Raw genomic sequence first — 22450 nt, 5'->3', positions numbered from 1 at the left:
CTCTGGTGACGTCCCATCACCCCGACGGGTTGCTCAGGCCGACGAGGACGAGCGGCGGGACCGCAGCCGCGGGCGGATGGCCAGCCGCCGGTGCCGGCCGTCGGTCTGGCCCTCGCCGAAGCGCAGCACGTCCCGGTCGCGGGTGAAGCCGAGCGGGTCGGGGGCGTGCAGCCGCAGCATGATCCGGTTGACGTCCTCGGGCCGCCGCCGGGACGTCGCCTTGCTGACGATGATCATCGTGAGGAACGCGACCGGCACCGTGATCAGCGCGGGCTGCTGGAGCACGGCCGGCGCCCAGTTGCCGGTGTAGCCGCTGACGATGTTGCCGATCAGCGCCACCGCGACCATGCTGCCGCCGAGCACCATGCCGACGCCGGCGCCGACCCAGGTCAGGCCGCGCCACCAGATGCCGAGCATCAGCACCGGGCAGAAGGTGGAGGCGGCCATCGCGAGCGCCATGCCGACGCCGAGCGAGACGTCGCTGCTGCGCAGCAACAGCGCGGCCAGCAGCGGCGCGAGCACGACGAACACCGTTGACCAGCGGAAGTCGCGGACCCGGCCGCGGGAGACGTCCGTCGACACCACGCCGGCCAGGCTGACCAGCAGCCCCGAGGACGTCGACATGAACGCCGCGAACGCGCCGGCGGCGATGATCGCGCCGAGCACCTGGCCGAAGACGCCGGGGATCATCGCGGACGGCAGCAGCAGCACCGCCGCGTCGGTCTTGCCGGTGACCAGCAGCTGCGGCTCGTAGATGCGGGACAGCGCGGCCAGTAAACCCGGGAACAGGTAGAACGTCCCGAGCAGCAGCAGCACGTGCAGGGTGGTGCGGCGGGCCGACCGCCCGTCGGGGTTGGTGTAGAAGCGGGCCAGCACGTGCGGCAGGCCGAGGATGCCCAGGAACGTCGCGAAGATCAGCGAGTACGTGTTGAACAGGTCGGGCAGGCCGCCGGACTGCGGCCGCAGCCAGTCGGCGTTGTCCTGCACCGCGCCGGCGACCATCGGCACCGGCGTGCCGGCGGTGAACGACAGCGAGGTCTTGGCCGCGACCTCCTGCTCGCTCGGGCCCCAGTAGGCCTTGCCGTCCACTCGCACGCCGTTCACCACGCCGTGCACCTCGGGCAGCCAGATGGCGCGCTCGACCCGCAGCTTCACGGACTGGTCGAGCGTCACGGTGGTGTCCTGGGTGAACACCGGCGACCCGTCCGCGGACAGGCTCTGCGACCCGGCCGGCGCCCCGCTGCCGGCGAACACCACGCACAGCACGAACGCCGGCACGCAGATCGCGAACAGCTTCACCCAGTACTGGAACGCCTGAACCAGGGTGATGGCCCGCATGCCGCCGCTGAGCACGTTGACCACCACGACGATCGTGACGACGACGATGCCCAGCCAGTCCGGCGCCCACGGCAGCACGCTGTTCAGGGTCAGACCGGCGCCCTGGAGCTGCGGGATCAGGTAGATGTAGCCGATCGCCACGGTGATCACGGCGGCGATGCCGCGCAGTCCCCGCGAGCCGAGCCGGGCCTCCACGAAGTCGGGCAGCGTGTACGCGCCGGAGCGGCGCAGCGGGGCCGCCACGAACAGCAGCAGGGCCAGGTAGCCGGAGGTGAAGCCGATCGCGTACCAGAGCTCGTCCGGCCCGTTCTTGAGCACCAGCCCGGCGATGCCGATGAACGAGGCCGCGGACAGGAACTCGCCGGCGATCGCGGCGGCGTTCTGGTGGGCCGACACCCGGCGGCGGGCGACCAGGAAGTCGCGGGTGGTGTTGGCCGTCCGCGAGCCGTAGTAGCCCAGGTAGAACGTGCCGAGCACGATGAACGCGATGCTCACGCACGCCCAGACATTGATCCCCATGTCAGCGGTCGACCATGCTGACGAAGTCGCGCTCGTGCCGTTCGGCCCGCCGCACGTACCACACGCCCAGGCCGTAGAGCAGCGGATACGGCAGCGCGCCGAGCAGCACCCAGGGCAGCCGGATGCCGAAGACCATCAGGTCGCCGAAGCCCGGGAACAGGTAGAACAGCATCGGCAGGCTGGCGATGGTGACGATCAGCAGCACCGCCATCCAGAACGAGGTGCGGAACTGCGCCCACACCAGGCTGCGCACCAGGTGCTCGTCGACGCTGGTCTGCTCCTCGAGCTCCACCATGGTGTGCGCGACCGTGCGCGAGCCCTTCGACTCGGCCAGCACGACCTTCTTGCGCCGCTGCGGCTTGCGGACCGCCGCCGACTCGACCGGCACCAGCTCGGTCGAGGGCTGCTCGGGCGTCCGGTCCCCCGTCATGTGCCGGTGCCCCAGCCGTGCTTGGGCTGGCGCACGAGGCGGTCCTTGAGCTCACGGGTGTGCCGGCGGCTGACCGGCAGCTCCTTCTCGTCCGCGCCGGCGCCGACCACCACCGTGTACCCGGACGAGCCCATTCTCAGCTCGGTGACCAGCGGCAGCGACACCAGGAACGACCGGTGGATGCGGATGAAGCCGGCGTCGGCCCAGCGCTCCTCCAGCTGGGCCAGCGGGATGCGGACCAGGTGGCTGCCCTCGGCGGTGTGCAGGCGGGCGTAGTCGCCCTGGGCCTCCACGTAGCGCACGGTGGAGCGGGGCACCAGCTTGGTGGTGCCGGCCAGCTCGACCGGGATCACCTCGTCGTCGTTCTGCTGCTCGACCACGCCGCCGACCGGGGCCGCCGGCACGGCGGACAGCATCCGGAACTTGGCCACCCGGTCGATGGCCATGTCCACCCGGGCCTGCTGCGGCGGCTTCACGATGTAGTCCAGCGCGCCGAGCTCGAAGGCGGTCACGGCCTCCTCGGACAGGCCGGTGACGAACACCAGCTGCGGCTTGTCCCGGAAGGCGTTGATGACCTGGGCCAGCTCGAGGCCGGACAGGCCCGGCATCGAGATGTCGGCGAACACCGCGTCGACGGGGCACAGCCCGCGGTCCAGCCGCTGCTTGGTCTCCGGGTCGCTGCCGCGGATGACGCGTAGCGCCTCCGCCGCGTCGTACGCCCCGATGACCCTGCGGACCTGCGGGTTCTGGTCGAGCAGGTAGGTCAGCTCGTCCAGCCCGTGCGCCTCGTCATCGACGGCCAACACGAGGAGACCTGGCGTGGTGTCCTGAATGCTCACTGTGCCGCGCAATCTTGCCGATCGACCGGTGGGTGTGTCCATCTTCGACCACCGTTCGATCGGGGTGAAGCCGGCCCCACCACACGGACGTGGCGTGCGCACCGACCGGTGCCACGTACGGGTGATGTACGTGGCGGATCGGGGTGGCGGTTCAGAGCCCGAAGCGGGACCAGGCGGCGCGCTGCTCGACGGCGTCGATCGCGGACAGCACCTTGTCGCCGGCGCTGCCGAACAGGGCGCTGCTACCGCTGGCGATGCCCAGCCGGGCCAGCAGCGGCTTGCGCGGCTCGGCCACGGCGATCTCGGCGCCGGGGAACTTCTTGTTGACGATCTCCCGCAGCGACCCGAGGCCGTCGACCAGGCCCAGCTCCAGGGCCTTGGCGCCGGTCCACACCTCGCCGGTGAACAGGTCGGGGTCGTCGACGAGCTTGTCGCCGCGGCGGTCCTTCACCCAATCGGTGAACTGCGTGTGCAGCTCGCCCTGGAGGCCCTTCAGCCAGGCCACGTCCTCGTCCTTGACCGGGCTGAACGGGTCGAGCCGGTGCTTGTGCTCGCCGGCGGTGTAGACCCGGCGCTCCACGCCGAACCGCTCCAGCAGGCCGGTGAGCCCGAAGCCGGCGGTGATCACGCCGATGGAGCCGACCATGGACGTGCGGTGCGCGTAGATCTCGTCGGCGGCGCAGGCCAGCCAGTAGCCGCCGGAGGCCGCCACGTCCTCGCAGAAGGCCAGCACGGGCACGTTCTTCTTGGCCGCCAGCTCCCGGATCCGCTCGCCGACCAGCGCGGACTGGGTGGGCGAGCCGCCCGGGGAGTTGATCGCCAGCGCCACGCCGAGCAGCCGCTCGTGGCCGAAGGCCTTGGCCAGCGCCGGCTCGACGGCGTTGAGGTTGATCGCGCCCCGGCCCAGCGGCTGCGGAGTCGGCGTGATCACGCCGTGCAGCCGCACCACGGCGACCACCGGCGACCGATCCACCCGGTCGCCGATCAGGGGCAGCTTGGCGGCCAGCTTGTCGGCCAGTCTCTCCGGGGCGCTCATGACTCGACCCTACGCGTGAACGGTGTTCAGCGGACGGGGGTTCACGTCCGCCGTCAGCGGACCGGGCTCAGCCGGACCCGGCGCTCGTCCGGGCCGGGGCCCTCGTCGGCGGCGTCGTCCGGCACCACCGCGAGCACCGGCCGCACGCCCGGGCTGAACTTGGGCACCCGCATGGTGACCTTCATGCCGGCGTCCGGCGCGGTCTCCACCATCAGCGCGTAGTCCTCGCCGAAGACCGTGCGCATCCGGTGGTTGATGTTGCCGATGCCGACGTGGGCGCCGGACTTGTGGGCGTCCTTGAGGTCGTCGAGCAGCAGGTCGGCGTCCATGCCGACGCCGTCGTCCTCGACGCTGATCAGCGCCTCGCTGCCGTTGTCCTGGGCGATGATGGTCACGGTGCCGCCGCCCGGCTTGTTGGCCAGGCCGTGCTGCACGGCGTTCTCCACCAGCGGCTGGAGCACCAGGAACGGCACGACCACGTTGAGCACCTCGGGCGAGATGCGCAGCCGCACGGACAGCCGCTCGTTGTAGCGGGCCCGCTGGATGGTCAGGTACCGGTCGATGTTGCGCAGCTCCTCGGCCAGCGTGGTGAACAGGCCGTTCGCACGGAAGGAGTAGCGGGTGAACTCGGCGAACTCCTGGAGCAGCTCACGGGCGTGCTCCGGGTCGGTCCGCACCAGCGAGCCGATGGCGTTGAGCGCGTTGTAGACGAAGTGCGGCGAGATCTGCGCCCGCAGCGCCTTGACCTCGGCCTGCGCCAGCCTCTGCCGGGACTCCTGGAGCTCGCCCAGCTCCAGCTCGGTGCAGACGAAGCGGGCGACCTCCTGCGACATCCGCAGCAGCCGCTTGTGGCCCACGCCGCCGACGATGATCAGCGCGCCGCGGGTCCGGGACTCCACGATCAGCGGCACGATGATCGCCTGGTGCATCTTGCAGTTGCCCTTGTCGGTGCACTCCAGCGTGTCGTGCTCGACGAACTCCTTGCGTTCGCCGCTGATCGCCTTGACGATCGCGTCCTGGAGGTCGACGTAGTGCTCGTTGGCGTCGCCGTCCCAGGACAGCAGCGCGCCGCGCTCGTCGGTCATCCCGACCGCCACGCACTTGAGCAGCTCGACCAGGTTCTTGCACGCCTTGTCGGCGGCGTCGGGGGTCAACCCGTCCCGCAGGTCCGGCGCGGCCTTGGACATGCGGTGCAGCGCGTCGGCGACGGCTTCGTCGACCGACGTGCTGACCCGACGCGCCCGGCAGAGCAGAACGAACAGCCCGAGCACGGCGAGCGTCGCGATGATGCCGAGCACGGTTTGCTCGGTCAGGAGCTCGACCACCCCGCAATGCTCCGCCGAACAGGGCCGATGGGCAAGCTCTCGTCAGGCTGACGGACGGGTGTATCGGTGAACGGTCCACTACCCGCTGCGATCGAGTAGACATCCGATGAATCTTGAGTCAGGGTGGATCCGTGCCAGCCCCCCGCGTAGGCCTGTTCGCCACCTGCCTGACCGACACGTTCTTCCCGTCGACGGCCCGCGCGGTGGTGCGCCTGCTGGAGCGACTGGGCTGTGACGTGCACTTCCCGATGGACCAGACGTGCTGCGGCCAGATGCACTACAACACCGGCTACCGCGACGAGGCCCGGCCGTTGGCCGCGAAGTACGCACAGGTCTTCGCCGGATTCGACGCGATCGTGGCGCCGTCCGGGTCGTGCGGCGGCATGGTGCGGGAGATCCACCCGGAGCTGCACGGGACATCGGATGCCTTCGCCCGCACCTACGAGTTGTCGGAGTTCATCGTCGATGTGCTCGGTGTGACGGATGTCGGCGCGTACTTCCCACATCGGGTGACCTATCACCCCACCTGCCACTCGCTGCGGATGTTGGGCGTCGGCGACAAGCCGCTGCGGCTGCTGCGCGCGGTGCGTGGGCTGGACCTGGCCGAACTGCCCGAGGCCGAGTCGTGCTGCGGCTTCGGCGGCACGTTCGCCGTGAAGAACGCGGACACGTCCACCGCCATGCTGGGCGACAAGATGCGCTGTGTGCTCAACACCGGCGCCGAAGTGCTGTGCGCGGGCGACAACTCGTGCCTGATGCACATCGGCGGCGGCCTGTCCCGACTGCGTACCGGCGTACGAACCGTTCACCTGGCGGAGATCCTGGCCAGCACCGAGGAGGAGCCGTGGGCACCAACCCCGTGACCTGGCTGGGCAGCCCGGTCTTCCCCAAGGCCGCCCGGGCCGCGCTGGCCGACACCCAGCTGCGCCGCAATCTGCGCAAGGCGACACACACGATCCGCGACAAGCGGTCGAAGGCCGTCGCCGAGCTGCCCGACTGGGAGGAGCTGCGGCAGGCCGGCGAGGCGATCAAGGACGACGTTCTGTCCAATTTGGACACTTATCTGGAGCGCATCGAGGCGGCCGTCACCGCGCGCGGCGGCGTCGTGCACTGGGCGCGGGATGCCCGTGAGGCCAACGAGATCGTGCTGCGGCTGGCCAGGGAGGCCGGCACCGACGAGGTCGTCAAGGTCAAGTCCATGGCCACCGCCGAGATCGGGTTGAACGAGGCGCTGGAGGCGGGCGGCATCCGCGCCGTGGAGACCGACCTCGCCGAGCTGATCGTCCAGTTGGGACACGACCGGCCCTCGCACATCCTGGTGCCGGCGATCCACCGCAACCGCGCGGAGATCAGGGAGATCTTCCGCCGGGAGATGGCCGAGAAGCCGGCCTCCGACGAGCCGCGCGACCTTGCCGAGGCGGCCCGGCGGCACCTACGGCGCAAGTTCCTGTCGGCCCGGGTCGCGGTGTCCGGGGCCAACTTCGGCGTCGCCGACACCGGGTCGATCGTGGTCGTGGAGTCCGAGGGCAACGGGCGGATGTGCCTGACGCTGCCGGAAGTGCTGATCACCGTGATGGGCATCGAGAAGCTGGTGCCGAGCTGGCAGGACCTCGAGGTGTTCCTCCAACTGCTGCCCCGGTCGTCCACCGCGGAGCGGATGAACCCGTACACCTCGGTGTGGACGGGGGTGACGCCCGGCGACGGTCCGCAGCAGTTCCACCTGGTGCTGCTGGACAACGGCCGCACCGACGCGCTGGCCGACCAGGTGGGGCGGCAGGCGCTGCGGTGCATCCGGTGCTCGGCCTGCCTGAACGTGTGCCCGGTGTACGAGCGGACCGGCGGCCAGGCGTACGGGTCGGTGTACCCGGGGCCGATCGGCGCGATCCTGTCGCCGCAGCTGGTCAACGACATGCACGACAAGCAGGCGGCGTCGCTGCCGTACGCGTCGTCGCTGTGCGGGGCGTGCTACGAGGTGTGCCCGGTGCGGATCAACATCCCGGAGGTGCTGGTGCACCTGCGGGCCGAGGCCGTCGAGGCGAAGGGCCGGACTCCGGAGTCGGTCGGCATGGCCGCGCTGAGCTGGATCTTCGCCGACGCGCGCCGGTACGAGAACGCGCAGAAGGTCGGCTCGCTGGCGCGGCATCTCGCGCCGTCCGGGCGGATCAGCAGTCTGCCGTGGCCGGGCTCGAAGTGGACGTCCGCGCGGGATGTGCCGGCGCCGCCGGCGGAGTCGTTCCGGATGTGGTGGAGGCGCAACCGTGGCTGACGCGAGGTCGGTGGTGCTGGGCCGGATCCGGGCCGCCTTGGCGGACCGTCCGGCAGCGCGCGAGATCCCCCGTTCGTACGACACCAGCCGGCCGCTCGGCGACCTGGTGGAGCTGGCCGCGGAGCGGATCGCCGACTACCGGGCCGAGGTGCATCGCGCCGCCGTCGACGACGTGCCGGCGACGATTTCGCGGCTGCTGGCCGAGCGTGGTGCGCGGCGAATGGTCGGACCTGTCGATCTGCCGGCGTCGTGGCAAGTTGACGGCGCGGAATGGTTGAGCGACTCGCCGACGCTGTCAATCGATCAGTTGGACGGTGCCGACGGCGTCCTCACGGGCTGCGCGGTGGCGATCGCCGAGACCGGCACCATCGTTCTCGACGGCGGTGTCGCGCAGGGCCGGCGGGCGCTGACGCTGGTGCCGGACTACCACCTGTGCGTGGTGCGGAGCGACCAGATCGTCGGCATCGTGCCGGAGGCGTTGGCCCGGCTGGAGCCCACCCGGCCGCTGACGTTCATCAGCGGTCCCTCGGCCACCAGCGACATCGAGCTGGACCGGGTGGAGGGGGTCCACGGCCCCCGGACGCTACACGTGATCATCGCCACCTGACCAGCTTTGTGCCACATGCGCTTCCTACTTGTCATCTGGCGCCACATAGGAAGCGCATGTGGCGGAAATGGCGGCTGGTGGGTGGTTACTTGAGTAGCCTCGACAGCCGGCGGTCGGCCAGCGGCTTGCCGCCGGTCTGGCAGGTCGGGCAGTACTGGAACGACTTGTCCGCGAAGGAGACCTCGCGGACGGTGTCGCCACAGACCGGGCAGGGCAGCCCGGTCCGGGCGTGCACCCGCAGGCCGGAGCGCTTCTCGCCCTTCAACGTGGCCGAGCCCTGGCCCACCGACCGGGTCACGGCGTCGGTGAGCACGCTGTGCAGCGCCGAGTGCAGCCGGTCCAGGGCGTTGTCGTCGAGCTTGCCGGCGGTCGCGTAGGGCGAGAGCTGGGCGGTGTGCATGATCTCGTCGGAGTAGGCGTTGCCGACGCCGGCGAGCAGGGTCTGGTCGGTCAGGGCGGTCTTGAGCCGCTCGGTGCGGCCCCTGAACAGCGCGGCCAGCGCGTCCCGGTCCAGCGACAGGGCGTCCGGGCCGAGCCGGGCGATGCTCGGCACCTCCGCCGGGTCCTTGACGATCCACACCGCCAGGCCCTTCTTGGTGCCGGCCTCGGTCAGGTCGAAGCCCGGCCCCTGCCCCGGCGGCCCGAGGTGCACGCGCAGCGCCAGCGGCCCCTTGCCGGGCTTGGGCGGGGCGGCCGACAGCGTGTTGGCCCAGCGCAGCCAGCCGGCACGGGCCAGGTGCACGATCAGGTGCAGCCCGTCGCAGTCCAGGTCCAGGTGCTTGCCGTGGCGGCCGGCGCCGGTGACCTCCCGACCGTGCAGGTCGGTCCACGGCGGGCTGGCCGTCTTGAGCACCGACAGCGACGCCACGTCCACCCGCGCCACCGTGCGGCCGACAGCGAACTCGCGCAGGTGGTGCGCGAGCGCTTCGACCTCGGGCAGTTCAGGCAAGGGCTAGTCCACCGGTTGCAGCGGCCCGTCCACGTTGGGCAGGGAGTACACCTCGATGTTACGCGCGACCTTGCTGGTCTCCTGCCGCACGTTGAACACGCCGCGCACGGTGCCGACCCAGCGCTCCGGCGGGTGTTCGTCCAGGTCGCCGGGGGTCTCGGCGACGATCGTCCACGGCCGGCGCAGCGCCCAGCGGGCCGGGAAGAACAGGAACAGCAGCACCAACGCGAGGATCAGCCAGCCCGGGACGACCACGCCGGCCGGCCGCCAGACCAGCAGCACGATGGTCAGGATGACCAGGATGCTGATCATGCCGATGCCCGGGCCGTGGCCGCCGGCCACGTCGTGCTCGAAGTCGTCGGCGCCGTCCATGTTGGCCCAGGACATGCGACCGCGAACGGTCCACATCCGGCCGTCGGCACCCCGTACCAACCGCGTCATCCCCGCCTCCTCGCGATCGCGAACCGGTCACCGGAGCGTGTGTTCACGGTATCGCTAGTGGGCTGGACCCGGCGGGTGAACCTTTGCACCCGACAATTGTGACGCTACGACGTCTGGTCCGCTCACTGGGGTTTTCGCGGGGCGGTGGCGCTGGTCGTGTCCTTGTCCGGCGTGCCGGACTTGGTGGTCGGCGGCGTGGTGGTGGTCGTGGTCGCGGCCGTCGTCGGGTCGCTCGGCGTCGGCGTGATGGTCTGCACCGTCTTCTTCGGCACCGGGGTGGTGGTCGTCGGCGTCGAGCTGCCGCTGATCACGTCCATCGTGTCGGTCGGCTTCGTGCCGTTGGTCGGGTCCTGAAGGGTCCGCCCGGTGGGGGTCGTCGTGTCCGGCGTCGTGGTGACGTCGGACTGCGTGCCGTCCGCCGGCGGGGTGGCGGCGTCCGTCTGCTGCTGCCCGCCGTTCGGGCCGCCGGAGTGCTGCGGGAAGAACGCCGTCTTCGCGCCCTCGGCCGCCTGGAACTGACCCGAGGCGGCGCGGGCGCTCGTGAACGTGTTCGTCGGCACCTGCGTGGCCGAGGTGGGCGTACCCGGCGCGGGCGTGCCGCCCTTGGACGGCTGGGTCGACGGCGTCGCGCAGTAGGTGGCGACGACCTGGTGGTCGCTGTGGTCGGGCATCGCCTCCGAGGAGTGCGACAGGAGCGGCCCGATGGCGATGCCGAACACGCCGACCGCGGCGACCGAGCTGGCCGTCAGCGCGAGCTTCACCCGGGTCGCCAGCAGCGCCCCCTTGCTGACGGCGGCGGTCGCGCCGAATCCGCTGTGAGCAGCGAGCGCGGCGGTCGCGCCGAGGCTGACCAGCGGCACCAGCGCGCCGGCGTGGGCCCGCAGCGCCGAGCAGACCTCCCGCAGCTCGCCCTGGAGCGTCTTGCACTGGACGCAGCCGCGCAGGTGGGCCTTGATCCGGCGGCCCTCGAGGCCCTTCACGGTGCCGGCGGTGTAGCCGCCGAGCTTGTCCCGCACCGACTGGCAGGCCGTCGCGCCGAAGTCCTGGGTCAGATGGGCCTGGAGGTAGGCCGCGCGCAGGCCGTCGCGCGCCCGGCGGGCCAGCGCGGCGGTGGCGTTGGCGCTCAGCCCGAAGTGCGGGGCGACCACGGCCGGCCGCTCACCCTCCACCTCGACCTGCCACAGCACCGTCCGCCAGCGCTCCGGCAGGCTGCTGAAGGCCTGGCTGATCAGCGTGCTCTCGGCCAGCCGGGACGAGTTGTCCGTGTACGGCTCGACCCGGCGGTCCAGCTCCTCGTCCTCCACTGGCACGTCGCGCCGACGGGCGCTCCACTCCCACGACACCCGGCGCGCCACCGTCAGCAGGTACGTCCGCACGTGGTCGGTGGGGCCGTTGCCGCGGCGCACCGCCTGCAACACCCGGAAGAACGCCTCCGCGGTCAGGTCGTCGGCCTCCGCGGCGTCCCGCACCTGCTGCATCGCGAACCGGCGGACCGCGTCGGCGTGCCGGGAGAACAGCTGGCCGAAGGCGCTGTCGTCGCCCGCGCGGAGTCTGTCGAGCAGGGCTTGGTCATCGTCGGCTCCCGCCGACGCCGGGCGGCTGAACTCTGCCATCCCCGCCCCCTCCCCAGCCGACGCCACCGAGTGGGTGACGATAATCCCACGAACAGGTGTAACCAAACGTAACAGGATCAGGACAACCTGAGTCGTTCTTACAAGGTCGCTCACCACCGCTGATACCGCCGATTGGCCTCAGCCAGCCGTAATAACGCCTGGTGTCGGCCCGGTCACGGCTCGGCGTCAGCTGGTCACGGTCCCGTCCACCGACGGCTCGCGCTCCAGTAACCTTCAGCCGTGGTGGAGTGGCGTGGAGAAGCTTCGGCGCAGTTCCCCGAACTGCGTCCCTTCCTCGACCGCGACTCCTGGTCCTGCCATGTGTTCCTGTTCGAGGTGCTGCAGCTCGCCCTCGAGGCGCACCGCACCGGCGACGTCGAGCTGCTCGACCGGTCCTACGGCTTCGCCCGCTGGTGCTTCGAACAACCCGGCCGGTTCCTGTCCAACGCCGCCGTCGTCAGCTTCTACGAGCACGTCTTCGACGACTGGGACCTCCGCCACCAGGTCGCCGCCCGACTGCCCGCCGAGGTCATGTCCCAGGTCCGCCCCCTGTGGGAATGGCGCCTGCCCGCCGACAAGTTAGCCGAGGTCGACCGGCTGCTCGGGGTGGCCGACCACCCCGCTTGAAAAGCCCTCCCCGGCATGGGATATGCTGTGCCCACAACAGCAACACCATGCGGACGTAGCGCAGTTGGTAGCGCATCACCTTGCCAAGGTGAGGGTCGCGAGTTCGAGTCTCGTCGTCCGCTCGGGATGGGGGACGTGTGTTCGCGGAAAGCGCGAACCGCGTCCCTCGCCGTTTATTTTGGGGGCCGAGCCCCCCGAGCCCCCCCACGCACTGGACCACCGGTGGGTTCGGCTGCCTGTCGGTCATCTGCCGGGTCGAGCATGGTGTTCAAGTCCCTTTGGGCACCTTCTCCCACCTGGCCGCCGAGCCTGTAGGGCCCGGTTTCCTTCCCTTCCCCTATTTCCCGCCAGCCCCTCGGTGTCCCCGGCCTTCCCTGTCCTCTTCAGACTTCGATTCGGTAGATGCCGAAGATCATGAAGGCGGTTTCGAAACGGATGGCCAGGTCGCTGAAGCCGTTGCCCCAGACTCGGACGGAGAGGACCTCGGTGCCGGGGCTGGTGGCGAAGGCGAGGGTGACGTCGGAGTCGCCCTCGAGGGGGAACTCGTACCAGCCGTCCTGGGCGGTGGAGTCGCTGGTCATCAGGCCGAGGTCGACATTGCGCCAGTCGCCGTCCTCGAGTTGCTGACCGGCGAACGTGCTGGCGACCTCGACGAACGCCTTCGCGTTCTGGGCCAGGATCCAGCCCTCCGCGAGCAACTCACCCTTGCTGATGACGGCCTCCTGTGGTGGAGCCGGCGTCGAACCCCACCACAGGAGGGTGGGCTCAGCCGCCGAAGTACGAGCTGAAGTTGTTGGCGAACTCCCAGTTGTTGAACTTATCCCAGTTGATGGACCAGGTCATCAGGCCGCGAAGGTCGGGATGCTTGCCGTGCACGGCATAACCCCCGCAGCTGGTGTTCTTGGTCAGGCAGTCCAGGGCCTGGTCGAGGGTGCCGGTGGGGATCCAGCCGTTGCCGGCGTTCTGGTTGGCCGGCACGCCGATGGCGACCTGGCCGGGGCTCAGCGCCGGGAACATCCGTGACGTGTTGCCGGCCACCGGGAAGCCGGTGAGCAGCATGTCGGTCATGGCGATGTGGAAGTCCGCGCCGCCCATCTGGTGGTACTGGTTGTCCAGGCCCATGATCGGCCCCGAGTTGTAGTCCTGGACGGTGAGCAGGCTCAGCGAGTCGCGCAGGGCGTAGATCACCGGCAGGAAGGCGCCGGCGCGCGGGTCCTGGGCGTTGTTCGGGCCGGGGCCGTAGAACTGGTAGCCCAGCTGCACGAAGAACGTCTCGGGGGCCATGGTCAGCACGAACTTGCTGCCATAGCGGGTCTTGAGCTGCTTGAGGGCCGAGATCAGGTTGACGATCACCGGGGTGGTCGGGCTCCGGAAGTCGGAGTCGCCGGCCTGGAGCGACAGCGACTGGTTCTCGAAGTCGATGTCGACGCCGTCCAGGCCCCACTTGTCGATGATCGCGCTGACCGAGTTGACGAAGTTGGTGGCCGCGCCGGCCGAGGTCAGCTGCACCTCGCCGTTGGCGCCGCCGATGGAGATCAGCACCTTCTTGCCCTTGGCCTGCTGGGCCTTGATACCGGCCAGGAAGTCGGCGTCGCTCTCCACGCCGGCGCACTCGCTGGCCGAGCAACGGTTGAAGACGATGTTGCCGTTGCCCTGCGAGTCGGCGAAGGCCAGGTCGATCACGCTCCACGTGGCCGGCACGCTGGCGATGGGCTCGTAGCCGGAGCCATTGGCGAAACTGGCGTGCAGGTAGCCGACCAGGGCGTGGGTGGGAAGCCCGGTGCCGGGCGGGCTGGTCGGACCGGTGGTCGTGGTCGTCGTGGTGGTGGTTGTCGTCGTTGTTGTGGTCGTGGTGGGCGGTGGCTGGTTGCCGGCGGGGCCGGTCAGCGAGACGTCGTCCAGGTAGTAGGTCGGCTGCCCGTACCAGCCATGCACGTAGATCGTGACGCTGGTGGTGGCCGCGCCGGTGGTGAACGACGTGGTCAGCTGCTGCCAGGCGGAGCTGGAGGTCCAGGTCTGCGGATCGGTCGTGCCGGTGCCGGTGGCGCCGAGGTAGACGTAGCTGCCCTGAACCCAGGCCGACAGCGAGTACTGCGAGTTCGGCTGCACGCTGATCTGCTGGCTGCACTGGGCGAAGTTCTGGCCGGCCGGCGTGCCGGCGGCGGCGCCCGTGCCGGAGTGCGTCGGCGATCCGACGGCGGCCGCCGCGGAGCACGTCCAGTTCGACAGGCCCGACTCGAAGCCGGGATTGGCCACCAGGTTGGCCGTCGCGCCGGTCGCCGGCTGGGCCACGATCGCCAGCGTGACCAGGGCCGTCGCGGTGAGACCGGCTAACACGTGAAGCAGGGATCTGCGGGTCATGCGTGCCTCCACAGGGTGCGATCCGCGGTGCCCGAAAGTGGACTAGACCACATTTTCCGTGTCAAGGTCTAGACCAAAACCGGTGGCATGGGACGAGACGGCCCTGGGCACTCCCTCCAGGCACGCACGCGGGAGGTGTTGCCGCCATCGACACGGCCGGGCGCGACGAGGTGGATTTCGGGCCGGACGGCCTGGCCGGGCTCAGGGCCCTGGTCACCGCCCGGGCGCTGGCCTGCGGGCTGGCCCGCACCCGGACCGAGGACCTGGTGCTGGCGGTGCACGAGCTCGCCACCAACAGCGTCCGGCACGGCGGCGGGCGCGGCAGATGCCGGATGTGGCGGGAGGGCACGGCGCTGGTGTGCGAGGTCAGCGACCGCGGCTGGATCACCGACCCGCTGGCGGGACGGCGCCGGCCGCCGGCCGATCAGCCCGGCGGGCGCGGGCTGTGGCTGGTCAACCAGCTGTGCGACGTGATGGAGGTGCAGTCCTCACCGGACGGCACGGTGGTGCGGGTACGCATGTCGGATGGCCGCTGACGGGGTCAGCGGCCATCTCCCGTCGAACCGGTCAGACCGCGCGGGCGGCGTTGTCGGCGATGGCGTCGACGATCTCCGGCCAGGCGCCCGGCGGCAGGTCGTGGCCCATGCCGGGGATGATCAGCAGCCGCGAGTCCGGAATGGCCGCGGCGGTCGCCTTGCCGCCGGAGACGTTCAGCAGCGGGTCGCCCTCGCCGTGGATGACCAGCGTCGGCACCTTCACCGTGCGCAGTCCCTCGGTGCGGTCGCCGGAGGCGATGATCGCCGCGAACTGGCGGAGGAAGCCCATCGGCCGGCGGGACCGCTCGAACGCGGCGATGCCCCGGGCCCGGGCCTTGTCCTCGTCCAGCGGGAAGCCGGGCGAGCCGATCGCCTTGGCGGCCTTGACCGAGGCCTCGCCCGCCTCCTCGGCGGTCTGCGGCGCCGGCGCCTGGAGCGCGGCCATCGCCTCCGGCGTGGAGTGGCCGACCGCGGGGTCGCCAGTCGTGGACATGATCGAGCAGGCCGACAGCAGCCGGTCGGCGTGCCGGATCAGCAGCTCCTGGACGATCATGCCGCCCATCGACGCGCCGACCACGTGCGCGCGGTCGATACCCAGCTCGGTGAGCAGCGCCGCGGCGTCGGCGGCCATGTCCGACAGCTTGTACGGCGCGGAGGAGCCGTCGCCGGCCAGCACGGCCGGCGCGTCCACCGGCAGGTCGTCGAGCGCCTGAGACAAGCCGATGTCCCGGTTGTCGAACCGGATAACGTGGAATCCCTTGTCCGCCAACAGCTGGCAGAACTCCTCGTCCCAGAGCGTCATCTGCGCGCCCAGGCCCATCACGAGCAGCAGGGCGGGCCGGCCCGGGTCGCCGAAGGTGTCGTACTCCAGCGAGATCCCGTTCGCGGTCAATTGCGGCATCGGCGTGTTGTCCCTTCACAGATCCGGCAGCGGGTCCGGCGGCAGCCAGTCCGAATCGGCGTGCTCCGCGTCGGCGGCCCGCGCCACCGGCACGTATTCCTCGTCGATCTCCAGCCGCATCGTGCCGAGCTCGATGATCCGGCCCGCCGACGTCCACTCCGGCGACAGCCGGACCGACCGCGGGAAGGTCGCCCACACCGACTCGGGCACGTGCCGCTGGAAGAACTTGCAGGCCAGCAGGGTGATCCCCGACGTGCCGACGACAACGAGCAGGCTGATCATCCCGGGCTGCCCGACGGACAGCGCCGGGAACACGTACTCGATCTGCTCACCCGGCGGCAGCAACGCCTTGCACAGCTGCCTGACCTCGGACGACAGGGGCACCAGACCAGTCTGCCATCAGTCGACCCGGAACGGATCGTGCTCGGCGATCAACTTGTCGACTCGGGCCCGGTCCACGCGGCTCGCGAGCGACGTGTCCTCCTGCCGGTCGCGCACCACCTTGGCCAGCGTGAACGCGGACGTGACCGTGTAGAGCATGCCGACGCCGAGGAAGGCGCGGATCCAGGGGTCGACGGGCAACAGCACCACGCCGATGCCCACCGCCAGCAGCGCGACGCCGAAGGAGATCGCGGCCTGGGCGAAGAAGGCGGGGGTCGGTCCCTGGGACGGGGTGGGAGAGGTCATGATCGAAGGGTCCCGGCCGGGACCCTTCGACGTCTTGAGTACAGCTACTCAATCAGAGCTTGCCGCCGCAGTCCGAGCAGAACATCGCGCCGATCTTGTTCGCCGTGGAGCCGCAGCCGCCGCAGGTCACCGGCGTGGCCAGCGAGGCGCCGCAGGCCGAGCAGAACTTGCCGCCGTCCACCTTCACGCCGCAGCTCGGGCAGTTGAGCTTGGCGCGGGTGGCGACGTCGACGTCCTGGGTCCAGTTCTGCTCGCGCGCCTTCTGCCAGATCTGGTCGCGCTGGGCGGCCGACTGGGCGCGGGCCACCTCCTCGGCGACGATCGGCGAGCAGCGCAGGCACTGGCCGACCTCGTCGTTCCAGCACAGCGACTTGCACATCCAGTCGCCGCAGCCGCGGCACTGCTGGAAGCTCGGGCTGATCTCGCCGACCGCCGCCGTCAGCGCCCGGTCCTTGGCCGGCGAGTTGGTCGCCCGGTCGTAGCGCCACTGCTCCGCGGACCGGCTGACCTCCTCGACCACGCCGCCGAACAGCGAGCCGACCGAGCGCAGCAGGCCGCGGCCCATTTCCACCTTGTCCCGGTGGAACGCCGACCGGTAGCCGTTGCCGCAGCGTTCACAGTAGAACTCGAACTGGTATCCCTCGGCATTCGAGAGATCGTGGAAGTTGTTGGTGAACGGGACCATTCCAGGCACGCACGGACCCTAACCGGCGACAGACCCGTTTGGCCCCTGCCGTTTCGGGCAAGGACCCCCGCATTCGGGGCAAGGGTCGCTGCCCCTTGGTGCACCGGGTGATCCACTCGTCACGCCACGTCCCGCGACCATTCCCGCAACGTCGCGGCAACCGTATCCAGATCGTCCGATTCGCCGGCAGCCGCCGCGAGGACGAATTCGGTGGCGAGGTCGTCGTCCGGCCGGAAATCGAACCCGTTCAACGCGAGGAACACTCGTGCCGCGACCCAGGCCAGCCGCTTGTTGCCGTCGATGAGCGGGTGATTGCGCAGCACCGAGTGCATCAGCGCGGCAGCCTTCAGGTGGAGGTCCGGGTACGCCTCCTCGCCGAACATGGTCGTCCGCGGCCGGGACGCCGCCGAGTCGACCAGTCCCTCGTCGCGGATCAACGCCTCGCCACCCATGGTGGCGTGCGCGATCGCCAGCAGGTCCGCGGTCGTCAGGCACCTGGTCATGCCGTCCCCAGCCGGTGCACGATCACCGCGTCCGTGGCCAGCACGCGGCTCGCGATCGCCATCACCTCGGCGTGCCGCCGCTCGTCCAGCGCCGCCGCGACGGCCGTCGCGGCGAACTCCGCCTCCGTCACGCCGGCCGCTTCGGCCGCCACGCGCAGTTCGACATCGAGGTCGTCGGGCAGGTCGACGGTCAGCCTGGTCATCGGGCGACCCTAGTCAAGGTCCACCGTCGGCCGGACCGGTTTTCCGGCCTCCGCCGGTGGGGTGACCGGCCGCACGTGACGGTTCCCGTGCAGATGGCACCCGGTGGCCACGGCATAGATCGTCACATCTTTTCCGACAGAAATGTGATCCCGATCACTTCAGAATGGGTTCAGCTGCCCAGCGTGACAGGAAGGGTTCAAGACGGTCGGCGCGTGCTACGCACAGTATTTAACTGTGAATCTGTTAACTAGGGCTGTATTCCCCAAACGGGTGAATCCCTGTCACCTTGATGTCGAAGGTTCGCCGGTGCCAAGGGGCCGGCGAAGGTGGGGGCGGGACACCTTGGAGGCAGCGGTGGCGTTGCAGGTGGCGGCGTTGATAGCGGTCGGCCTTGTGCTGTTGGTGAGAGTCGTGGTCGCGACCTACGACCGACCCTCCAACCCCTCCGATCGGTGATCCGACATGGACGGCGTCCTGGGCAAGCTCGCCGAGTTGCGTGACCGCGGCTTCCAGTTCATGAACATCCCGGACGAGGACGGCCGGCTGGACCGGATCATGGGATACCGGCAGCTGCGCGGCTTCGTCGACACCATCCTGTTCCGCTCCGAGCACGATGCCAAGGCCGGCCGCATGCCGGCGGCGCACGACTCGTCGCAGGCGGGCAAGGCGGTGTGGCTCTTCGAGGGCAGCCTCGCGGAGGCCATCGACCGGCTGCTGGAGCTGCCGCCACCGGGCGCTCCGACCGCGCCGACGCTGGCCGGCTCGTCCGCCGAGCCCGAGCTGGTGCCCGCCCCGCTCAACCCCTTTCGCATCTGGACGCCCCGCGAAGGCATCGCCTGACGCTAGGTTCTCCCGCCATGGAGCAGGTTCCGCTGTGGGTGCCGGTGGCGGTGGCGTTGCTGGGCCTGGCCGGCGTGCTGGGCGCACAGGTGATCGCCGGCTGGCGCGAGGACCGGCGGTGGCGGCGCGAGACCGAGCGCGAGGAGCTGCGCTGGAACCGGGAGCGGGCCAAGGACCGTGACAACCGCAGCTACGAGGGCCGGGCCAAGGCGTACGCCGAGGTGATCGGCGCGATCGAGTCGTTCGACTGGGTGCTGTACGACGCCCGCCGCGTGCTGCGTGAGGGCCGGGAGCTCGACGAGACGACGGCGGCCGACCTGCGGAAGGTGACTGCGCAGGCGAGGAACGCGCTGGGGGCGGTGAACGTGCACGCGCCGGAGCGGATCAGGGCCATGCTGCGGGAATCGCTGGTGCGCAGGTCGTCGCTGGCGACGACGCTGCTGGCGGGCCGGCACGGCGAGGTGGAGCGGCAGACCTGGCGCGAGGCCCAGCGCGAGTACAAGATCATGCGCCGGGCCATGCGCGAGGACCTGGGCCTGGACACGGAGTCAACGGGAGATGTGCAGAACCCGCCCGCTGAGCTGAAAGCCGACCCGCGTGTAGACGCCGGCGGCGCCGTCGTCGGCGGCCATCAGGAACGGGACCCGAACCCCGAGCCCGTGGGCGGCTCGGACGAGGTGGGCGGTGATGGCGGCGGCGACACCGCGACGCCGCCACGAGGGGACGACGCCGATGCCGGCGAGCTCGGCCACACCGTCGATGGGCACGGTGACGAGCCCGCCCCCGACCGGCTCGCCCGAGACTGACTGGGCCAGCAGCGCGAAGCCACCGCGGTCGCGGGAGCCGGCGTGGCTGGCGACGTCCTCGGGCGTTGGCGGCGGCTCGCCGTAGGCGAGATTCATGGCGGTGGCCATGGCCAACAGCCTGTCGTCGGTGTCGGCGGCCACTAGCTCAAGCCCGTCGACCGCAGGTGGTTCCACCAGCGCCGTAAGGGTCATCAGCGGCAGCAGACCCTCCTCGACGAAACCGGCCTCCTCCAACGCCGGCTGCACAAGGGGGCTGACCGCGGGCAGGTATTCCAGCCGGGGCTTGAGGTCACGGTCCTCGAACGCGGCAATCAGCTCGGTGACGTTGGCGGCCGTCGGCCGCGCATCGTCGTCGGGCACGGCGTAGTTGGCGAACGGGCTGTTCGTGTGGGAGGAGAAGCCGATGGTGAACGGCCCGACCCGGACCCGGTTGCGGCGGTTGGCGCGCATGTACGCGGCGATCTCGGTTTCCATCAGTTCCGGAGTATGGACCCTGGCCTTCACATCGGCGTCAAGGTTTACCGTCGCTTACATGCGCATCGGCGAGCTTGCGGACCGGGCCGGCACCACGACCCGCTCGCTCCGCTACTACGAGGAGCAGGGCCTGCTGCCGGCCCGCCGCACGGCCAACGGCTACCGCGACTACGACGAGGACGACCTGCGCGCGGTGAACGAGATCCGCTCGCTGCTGGCGATCGGCTTCGCGCTGGAGGACACGCGGCCGTTCGTGGAGTGCCTGCGCGCGGGCAATCCGACCGGCGACGTCTGCCCGGCGTCTGTGGCGGTGTACCGGCGCAAGCTCGCCGAGCTGGACGACTGCATCGAACGACTGCAGGCGGTGCGGGCGCAGGTGGCCGCCGCGGTCGACCGAAACACAGGGGAGGAATCGTGCTGCAAGAAGTCACGGACGCGGACTTCCGGGACCGGGTGCTGACCAGCGACAAGCCGGTGCTGGTGGAGTTCTGGGCGACCTGGTGCGGCCCGTGCCGGATGGTCGGCCCGGTGCTGGAGCGGATCGCCGACGAGCACCCGGAGCTGACCATCGTGAAGATGGACCTGGACGCCAACCAGGTCACGGCCCGCGACTACCAGGTGATGGCCGCGCCGACGATGTTGCTGTTCCAGAACGGTGTCGCCACCGCGACCATCGTCGGCGCGAAGCCCAAAGCGGCCCTGGAGCGGGAGCTGTTTCACTCCGGGTTGTTGCCCTCGCCGACCGAGAACGGCGTCGTCACGTCGGTGTAGGCCAGGTGCATGACCATGCCGATCTTGGCGTGCCCGAGGTTGTGGCAGTGATCCATCCAGATCCCCGGGTTGTCCGCCTTGAACGCGACCGTCACGGTCTCGCCCGGCCGCACGGAGACGGTGTCCATCCACACCGGGCTGCCCGCTGACGCGACGCCGTCGCGGGACAGCACCAGGACCTCGTGTCCGTGCAGGTGCATCGGGTGCTCGCCGAGGCTGAGGTTGCGCCACGTCAACCGCACGGTGTCGCCCTCGCTGACCATGAGCATCGGGGCGTCGGGGAACACGCCGCCGTTCATCGTCCACTTGAACCCGGTGGCCCCGATGCCCTGGTCCAGGTCGACGGTGTAGTCGCGGTCGTATTTCGTGCCAAGGGAAACCAGCGCGGGCGCGCCGTAGTGCATGAGGTCCACCTCCGGCCCCGGCGCGCCCGCGTCCACGGTGGACTTCCCGTCCGGGCTTAGCACGTACGCCGGCGAGGGCTCGCCGGCCAGCGACACCCGGACGGGATGGTCCGGCATGGTGAGCTGGATGTCGGCGCGGCCGCCGCCACCGATCGGGACCGTCTGATCGGTGAGCACCCCGGGGTCGTGCAGGTCGTTGCCGTCGACGGCCGCCAGTTTCCACGGCGAGCCCGTGACCTGCACGGACTCCAGGTCGGAGTCGGTGTTCACGACCCGCACCCGCACCGAGGACCCCGGCTCGACCTGCTTCACCTGCACGCCGGCGTTGTCGCCGAAGGAAAGCCCGCCGCCCCAGGTGTGGATCATGAGCGCCTGGTCCACGTCCGCAACCGGCCCTGTCCGGGGCCGCACGACGATCAGCCCGAACAGGCCGCGCGTGACCTCGTCCTTGGTGTCCTCGTGCGAGTGGAACCAATACGTGCCAACCTGATCGACCTGGAACTTGTACTCGAAAGTGCCACCGGGTTCGACAGCGTCCTGCGTGATACCCGCGACGCCGTCGTCGGCGTTGGGCACGTCCAGGCCGTGCCAGTGGATGGTCACGGGCGTGTTCGGCGTCTTGTTGACCAGCGTGGCATCGAGCACGTCACCCTGCTGGAGCCGGATCACGTCGGGGTCGAAGGAATACCGGTCGCCGTTCTGCCGCGCGGTGATGGTGACCTTCTTGACCGGGCCGGTGGTCGGCAGCCCGGTCAGCTGAGTCACGCTGCGCATGGCCATGCCGGGCATCGCGGGCATGCCCATGTTCATCGTGGTCGGCGCGGCGGAGGCGGGAATCCAGATTCCCACGCCGAGAGCCGCCAGCGCCACGAACGCCACCGGCGCGATCCAGCGCCGGATCGGCAACGAGACCAGACCTCCCGCCACCGCGAACAATCCGAGCACGGTCCACTGTGGAACGGATTGCGGCAGAACGAGATCCAGCGCGAAGGCGGCCCCGGCGGCGACGATCAGCAGCTTGCGCCGCTGCGGGAAGGCGAGAGCCACGGCCAGCAAGGCCAAGTCCCGCAACGGCTTCACCGCAAACTCGAAGCCGTACGCCAGCATCAGGACCGCCACCGCGGCCTTCAGCACGACCAGTGTGCCGACGGTCCACTTGCGCCAGCGGCGTATGGCCAGCGCGACGATGAGCAGCAGCGATGTCAGGAACTCTGCGATGAGTGCGATCACGTACACGACGCACAATGCTCACCACGGAAGGCCGGGGCGTCGTCGGGCGACAGGCGAC

General features: G+C 70.2%; 26 protein-coding genes and 1 tRNA gene. 9 read left to right on the top strand and 18 right to left on the bottom strand.

The annotated features are described in order from the left end of the window. Positions 1–33 precede the first annotated feature (33 nt). The 5 genes from BCF44_RS13100 to BCF44_RS13080 all read right to left on the bottom strand — a co-directional run bounded on the left by BCF44_RS13100 (position 34) and on the right by BCF44_RS13080 (position 5487). A complete protein-coding gene (locus tag BCF44_RS13100; RefSeq protein WP_116174513.1) occupies positions 34–1857 on the bottom strand; it encodes a sodium/solute symporter in 1824 nt (607 codons plus the stop codon). A gap of 1 nt (position 1858) precedes the next feature. Then, positions 1859–2287, bottom strand: a complete 429-nt coding sequence (locus tag BCF44_RS13095; protein WP_116174512.1) for a DUF485 domain-containing protein — start codon at positions 2285–2287, stop codon at positions 1859–1861. Then, positions 2284–3138 (bottom strand): LytR/AlgR family response regulator transcription factor, encoded by an 855-nt coding sequence (locus tag BCF44_RS13090; RefSeq protein ID WP_170217539.1) that lies wholly within the window; start codon positions 3136–3138, stop codon positions 2284–2286. The genes BCF44_RS13095 and BCF44_RS13090 overlap by 4 nt, the downstream gene beginning before the upstream one ends. 139 nt (positions 3139–3277) lie before the next feature. Beyond that, a complete protein-coding gene (locus tag BCF44_RS13085; protein ID WP_116174510.1) occupies positions 3278–4162 on the bottom strand; it encodes a S49 family peptidase in 885 nt (294 codons plus the stop codon). A 53-nt stretch (positions 4163–4215) separates the two neighbouring features. After that, positions 4216–5487: a sensor histidine kinase gene (locus BCF44_RS13080; protein WP_116174509.1), complete on the bottom strand. Its 1272-nt coding sequence runs from the start codon at positions 5485–5487 to the stop codon at positions 4216–4218. 131 nt (positions 5488–5618) lie between these two features. Here BCF44_RS13080 and BCF44_RS13075 point away from each other — a divergent pair, with 131 nt between their 5' ends. The 3 genes from BCF44_RS13075 to BCF44_RS13065 are packed head-to-tail and all read left to right on the top strand — an operon-like array spanning position 5619 to position 8360. Next, a complete protein-coding gene (locus BCF44_RS13075; RefSeq protein WP_116174508.1) occupies positions 5619–6350 on the top strand; it encodes a (Fe-S)-binding protein in 732 nt (243 codons plus the stop codon). Further along, a complete protein-coding gene (locus tag BCF44_RS13070; RefSeq protein ID WP_116174507.1) occupies positions 6332–7753 on the top strand; it encodes a LutB/LldF family L-lactate oxidation iron-sulfur protein in 1422 nt (473 codons plus the stop codon). Before BCF44_RS13075 ends, BCF44_RS13070 begins: the two co-directional genes overlap by 19 nt. Beyond that, positions 7746–8360: a LutC/YkgG family protein gene (locus BCF44_RS13065; RefSeq protein ID WP_116174506.1), complete on the top strand. Its 615-nt coding sequence runs from the start codon at positions 7746–7748 to the stop codon at positions 8358–8360. The genes BCF44_RS13070 and BCF44_RS13065 overlap by 8 nt, the downstream gene beginning before the upstream one ends. 85 nt (positions 8361–8445) lie before the next feature. Here the strand turns inward: BCF44_RS13065 and BCF44_RS13060 are convergent, their stop codons facing one another. From BCF44_RS13060 to BCF44_RS13050, 3 genes are all read right to left on the bottom strand, one after another. Further along, positions 8446–9309, bottom strand: coding sequence for an Fpg/Nei family DNA glycosylase (locus BCF44_RS13060; RefSeq protein ID WP_116174505.1), 864 nt, complete (start codon positions 9307–9309; stop codon positions 8446–8448). 3 nt (positions 9310–9312) lie between these two features. Continuing rightward, positions 9313–9750 (bottom strand): DUF983 domain-containing protein, encoded by a 438-nt coding sequence (locus tag BCF44_RS13055; RefSeq protein ID WP_116174504.1) that lies wholly within the window; start codon positions 9748–9750, stop codon positions 9313–9315. A gap of 122 nt (positions 9751–9872) precedes the next feature. Beyond that, the gene (locus BCF44_RS13050) at positions 9873–11363 is read right to left on the bottom strand and encodes a sigma-70 family RNA polymerase sigma factor (protein WP_116174503.1); all 1491 of its coding nucleotides are present in this window, start codon (positions 11361–11363) and stop codon (positions 9873–9875) included. Positions 11364–11603: 240 nt separating this feature from the next. Here BCF44_RS13050 and BCF44_RS55440 point away from each other — a divergent pair, with 240 nt between their 5' ends. After that, the gene (locus tag BCF44_RS55440; protein WP_170217519.1) at positions 11604–11990 is read left to right on the top strand and encodes a DUF7674 family protein; all 387 of its coding nucleotides are present in this window, start codon (positions 11604–11606) and stop codon (positions 11988–11990) included. A 49-nt stretch (positions 11991–12039) separates the two neighbouring features. Continuing rightward, positions 12040–12112, top strand: a tRNA-Gly gene (locus BCF44_RS13040). Positions 12113–12373: 261 nt separating this feature from the next. On the opposite strand, the gene BCF44_RS13035 is transcribed toward BCF44_RS13040, so the two are convergent. Both BCF44_RS13035 and BCF44_RS13030 read right to left on the bottom strand, forming a co-directional pair. Next, positions 12374–12688, bottom strand: a complete 315-nt coding sequence (locus BCF44_RS13035; RefSeq protein WP_116174501.1) for a hypothetical protein — start codon at positions 12686–12688, stop codon at positions 12374–12376. 67 nt (positions 12689–12755) lie between these two features. Beyond that, positions 12756–14351, bottom strand: coding sequence for a chitinase (locus tag BCF44_RS13030; RefSeq protein WP_116174500.1), 1596 nt, complete (start codon positions 14349–14351; stop codon positions 12756–12758). Positions 14352–14521: 170 nt separating this feature from the next. Between BCF44_RS13030 and BCF44_RS13025 the strand changes: the two genes are divergently transcribed. Continuing rightward, positions 14522–14887 (top strand): ATP-binding protein, encoded by a 366-nt coding sequence (locus BCF44_RS13025; protein WP_211353011.1) that lies wholly within the window; start codon positions 14522–14524, stop codon positions 14885–14887. Between the two features lie 31 nt (positions 14888–14918). Here the strand turns inward: BCF44_RS13025 and BCF44_RS13020 are convergent, their stop codons facing one another. The 6 genes from BCF44_RS13020 to BCF44_RS12995 form a co-directional block, all read right to left on the bottom strand. Beyond that, positions 14919–15788 carry an alpha/beta fold hydrolase gene (locus BCF44_RS13020; RefSeq protein ID WP_116174498.1) on the bottom strand — a complete coding sequence of 290 codons (870 nt, stop codon included), beginning with the start codon at positions 15786–15788 and terminating at the stop codon, positions 14919–14921. A gap of 15 nt (positions 15789–15803) precedes the next feature. After that, positions 15804–16172, bottom strand: coding sequence for a hypothetical protein (locus BCF44_RS13015; protein WP_116174497.1), 369 nt, complete (start codon positions 16170–16172; stop codon positions 15804–15806). Between the two features lie 15 nt (positions 16173–16187). After that, a complete protein-coding gene (locus BCF44_RS13010; protein ID WP_116174496.1) occupies positions 16188–16475 on the bottom strand; it encodes a YiaA/YiaB family inner membrane protein in 288 nt (95 codons plus the stop codon). A gap of 52 nt (positions 16476–16527) precedes the next feature. Beyond that, positions 16528–17160 (bottom strand): zinc ribbon domain-containing protein, encoded by a 633-nt coding sequence (locus BCF44_RS13005; RefSeq protein WP_116174495.1) that lies wholly within the window; start codon positions 17158–17160, stop codon positions 16528–16530. A 119-nt stretch (positions 17161–17279) separates the two neighbouring features. Beyond that, positions 17280–17663, bottom strand: coding sequence for a type II toxin-antitoxin system death-on-curing family toxin (locus BCF44_RS13000; RefSeq protein WP_116174494.1), 384 nt, complete (start codon positions 17661–17663; stop codon positions 17280–17282). After that, a complete protein-coding gene (locus BCF44_RS12995) occupies positions 17660–17866 on the bottom strand; it encodes a hypothetical protein (RefSeq protein ID WP_116174493.1) in 207 nt (68 codons plus the stop codon). Before BCF44_RS12995 ends, BCF44_RS13000 begins: the two co-directional genes overlap by 4 nt. Positions 17867–18329: 463 nt before the next feature. On the opposite strand from BCF44_RS12995, the gene BCF44_RS12990 reads away from it, so the two are divergent. Continuing rightward, the gene (locus BCF44_RS12990; protein ID WP_116174492.1) at positions 18330–18707 is read left to right on the top strand and encodes a hypothetical protein; all 378 of its coding nucleotides are present in this window, start codon (positions 18330–18332) and stop codon (positions 18705–18707) included. Positions 18708–19255: 548 nt separating this feature from the next. On the opposite strand, the gene BCF44_RS12980 is transcribed toward BCF44_RS12990, so the two are convergent. Then, positions 19256–19987 (bottom strand): GNAT family N-acetyltransferase, encoded by a 732-nt coding sequence (locus BCF44_RS12980; RefSeq protein ID WP_116174490.1) that lies wholly within the window; start codon positions 19985–19987, stop codon positions 19256–19258. A 58-nt stretch (positions 19988–20045) separates the two neighbouring features. On the opposite strand from BCF44_RS12980, the gene BCF44_RS12975 reads away from it, so the two are divergent. Continuing rightward, complete coding sequence (locus BCF44_RS12975; protein WP_116174489.1) at positions 20046–20447, top strand: MerR family transcriptional regulator; 402 nt, start codon at positions 20046–20048, stop codon at positions 20445–20447. Then, entirely contained in the window at positions 20402–20758 is a 357-nt protein-coding gene (trxA, locus tag BCF44_RS12970) for a thioredoxin (RefSeq protein ID WP_379796444.1), read from the top strand. Before BCF44_RS12975 ends, trxA begins: the two co-directional genes overlap by 46 nt. Here the strand turns inward: trxA and BCF44_RS12965 are convergent. Next, positions 20704–22398: a multicopper oxidase family protein gene (locus BCF44_RS12965; protein WP_116174488.1), complete on the bottom strand. Its 1695-nt coding sequence runs from the start codon at positions 22396–22398 to the stop codon at positions 20704–20706. The two genes, trxA and BCF44_RS12965, sit on opposite strands and share 55 nt — an antisense overlap. Positions 22399–22450 lie beyond the last annotated feature (52 nt).

The sequence above is a fragment of the Kutzneria buriramensis genome, assembly GCF_003387475.1.
GTDB lineage: Bacteria > Actinomycetota > Actinomycetes > Mycobacteriales > Pseudonocardiaceae > Kutzneria > Kutzneria buriramensis.
The sequence above is the reverse complement of the archived record's forward strand: the minus strand, read 5'-3'. Positions and strand labels throughout refer to the sequence as shown.

What these genes read in the sequence shown, in the direction of transcription:
- BCF44_RS13100 (WP_116174513.1), bottom strand. Translation starts at nt 1,857, where the DNA reads ATGGGGATCAATGTCTGGGCGTGCGTGAGCATCGCGTTCATCGTGCTC.
- BCF44_RS13095 (WP_116174512.1), bottom strand. Translation starts at nt 2,287, where the DNA reads ATGACGGGGGACCGGACGCCCGAGCAGCCCTCGACCGAGCTGGTGCCG.
- BCF44_RS13085 (WP_116174510.1), bottom strand. Translation starts at nt 4,162, where the DNA reads ATGAGCGCCCCGGAGAGACTGGCCGACAAGCTGGCCGCCAAGCTGCCC.
- BCF44_RS13055 (WP_116174504.1), bottom strand. Translation starts at nt 9,750, where the DNA reads ATGACGCGGTTGGTACGGGGTGCCGACGGCCGGATGTGGACCGTTCGC.
- BCF44_RS13050 (WP_116174503.1), bottom strand. Translation starts at nt 11,363, where the DNA reads ATGGCAGAGTTCAGCCGCCCGGCGTCGGCGGGAGCCGACGATGACCAA.
- BCF44_RS13030 (WP_116174500.1), bottom strand. Translation starts at nt 14,351, where the DNA reads ATGACCCGCAGATCCCTGCTTCACGTGTTAGCCGGTCTCACCGCGACG.
- BCF44_RS13020 (WP_116174498.1), bottom strand. Translation starts at nt 15,788, where the DNA reads ATGCCGCAATTGACCGCGAACGGGATCTCGCTGGAGTACGACACCTTC.
- BCF44_RS13010 (WP_116174496.1), bottom strand. Translation starts at nt 16,475, where the DNA reads ATGACCTCTCCCACCCCGTCCCAGGGACCGACCCCCGCCTTCTTCGCC.
- BCF44_RS13005 (WP_116174495.1), bottom strand. Translation starts at nt 17,160, where the DNA reads ATGGTCCCGTTCACCAACAACTTCCACGATCTCTCGAATGCCGAGGGA.
- BCF44_RS13000 (WP_116174494.1), bottom strand. Translation starts at nt 17,663, where the DNA reads ATGACCAGGTGCCTGACGACCGCGGACCTGCTGGCGATCGCGCACGCC.
- BCF44_RS12995 (WP_116174493.1), bottom strand. Translation starts at nt 17,866, where the DNA reads ATGACCAGGCTGACCGTCGACCTGCCCGACGACCTCGATGTCGAACTG.
- BCF44_RS12990 (WP_116174492.1), top strand. Translation starts at nt 18,330, where the DNA reads ATGGACGGCGTCCTGGGCAAGCTCGCCGAGTTGCGTGACCGCGGCTTC.
- BCF44_RS12980 (WP_116174490.1), bottom strand. Translation starts at nt 19,987, where the DNA reads ATGGAAACCGAGATCGCCGCGTACATGCGCGCCAACCGCCGCAACCGG.
- BCF44_RS12975 (WP_116174489.1), top strand. Translation starts at nt 20,046, where the DNA reads ATGCGCATCGGCGAGCTTGCGGACCGGGCCGGCACCACGACCCGCTCG.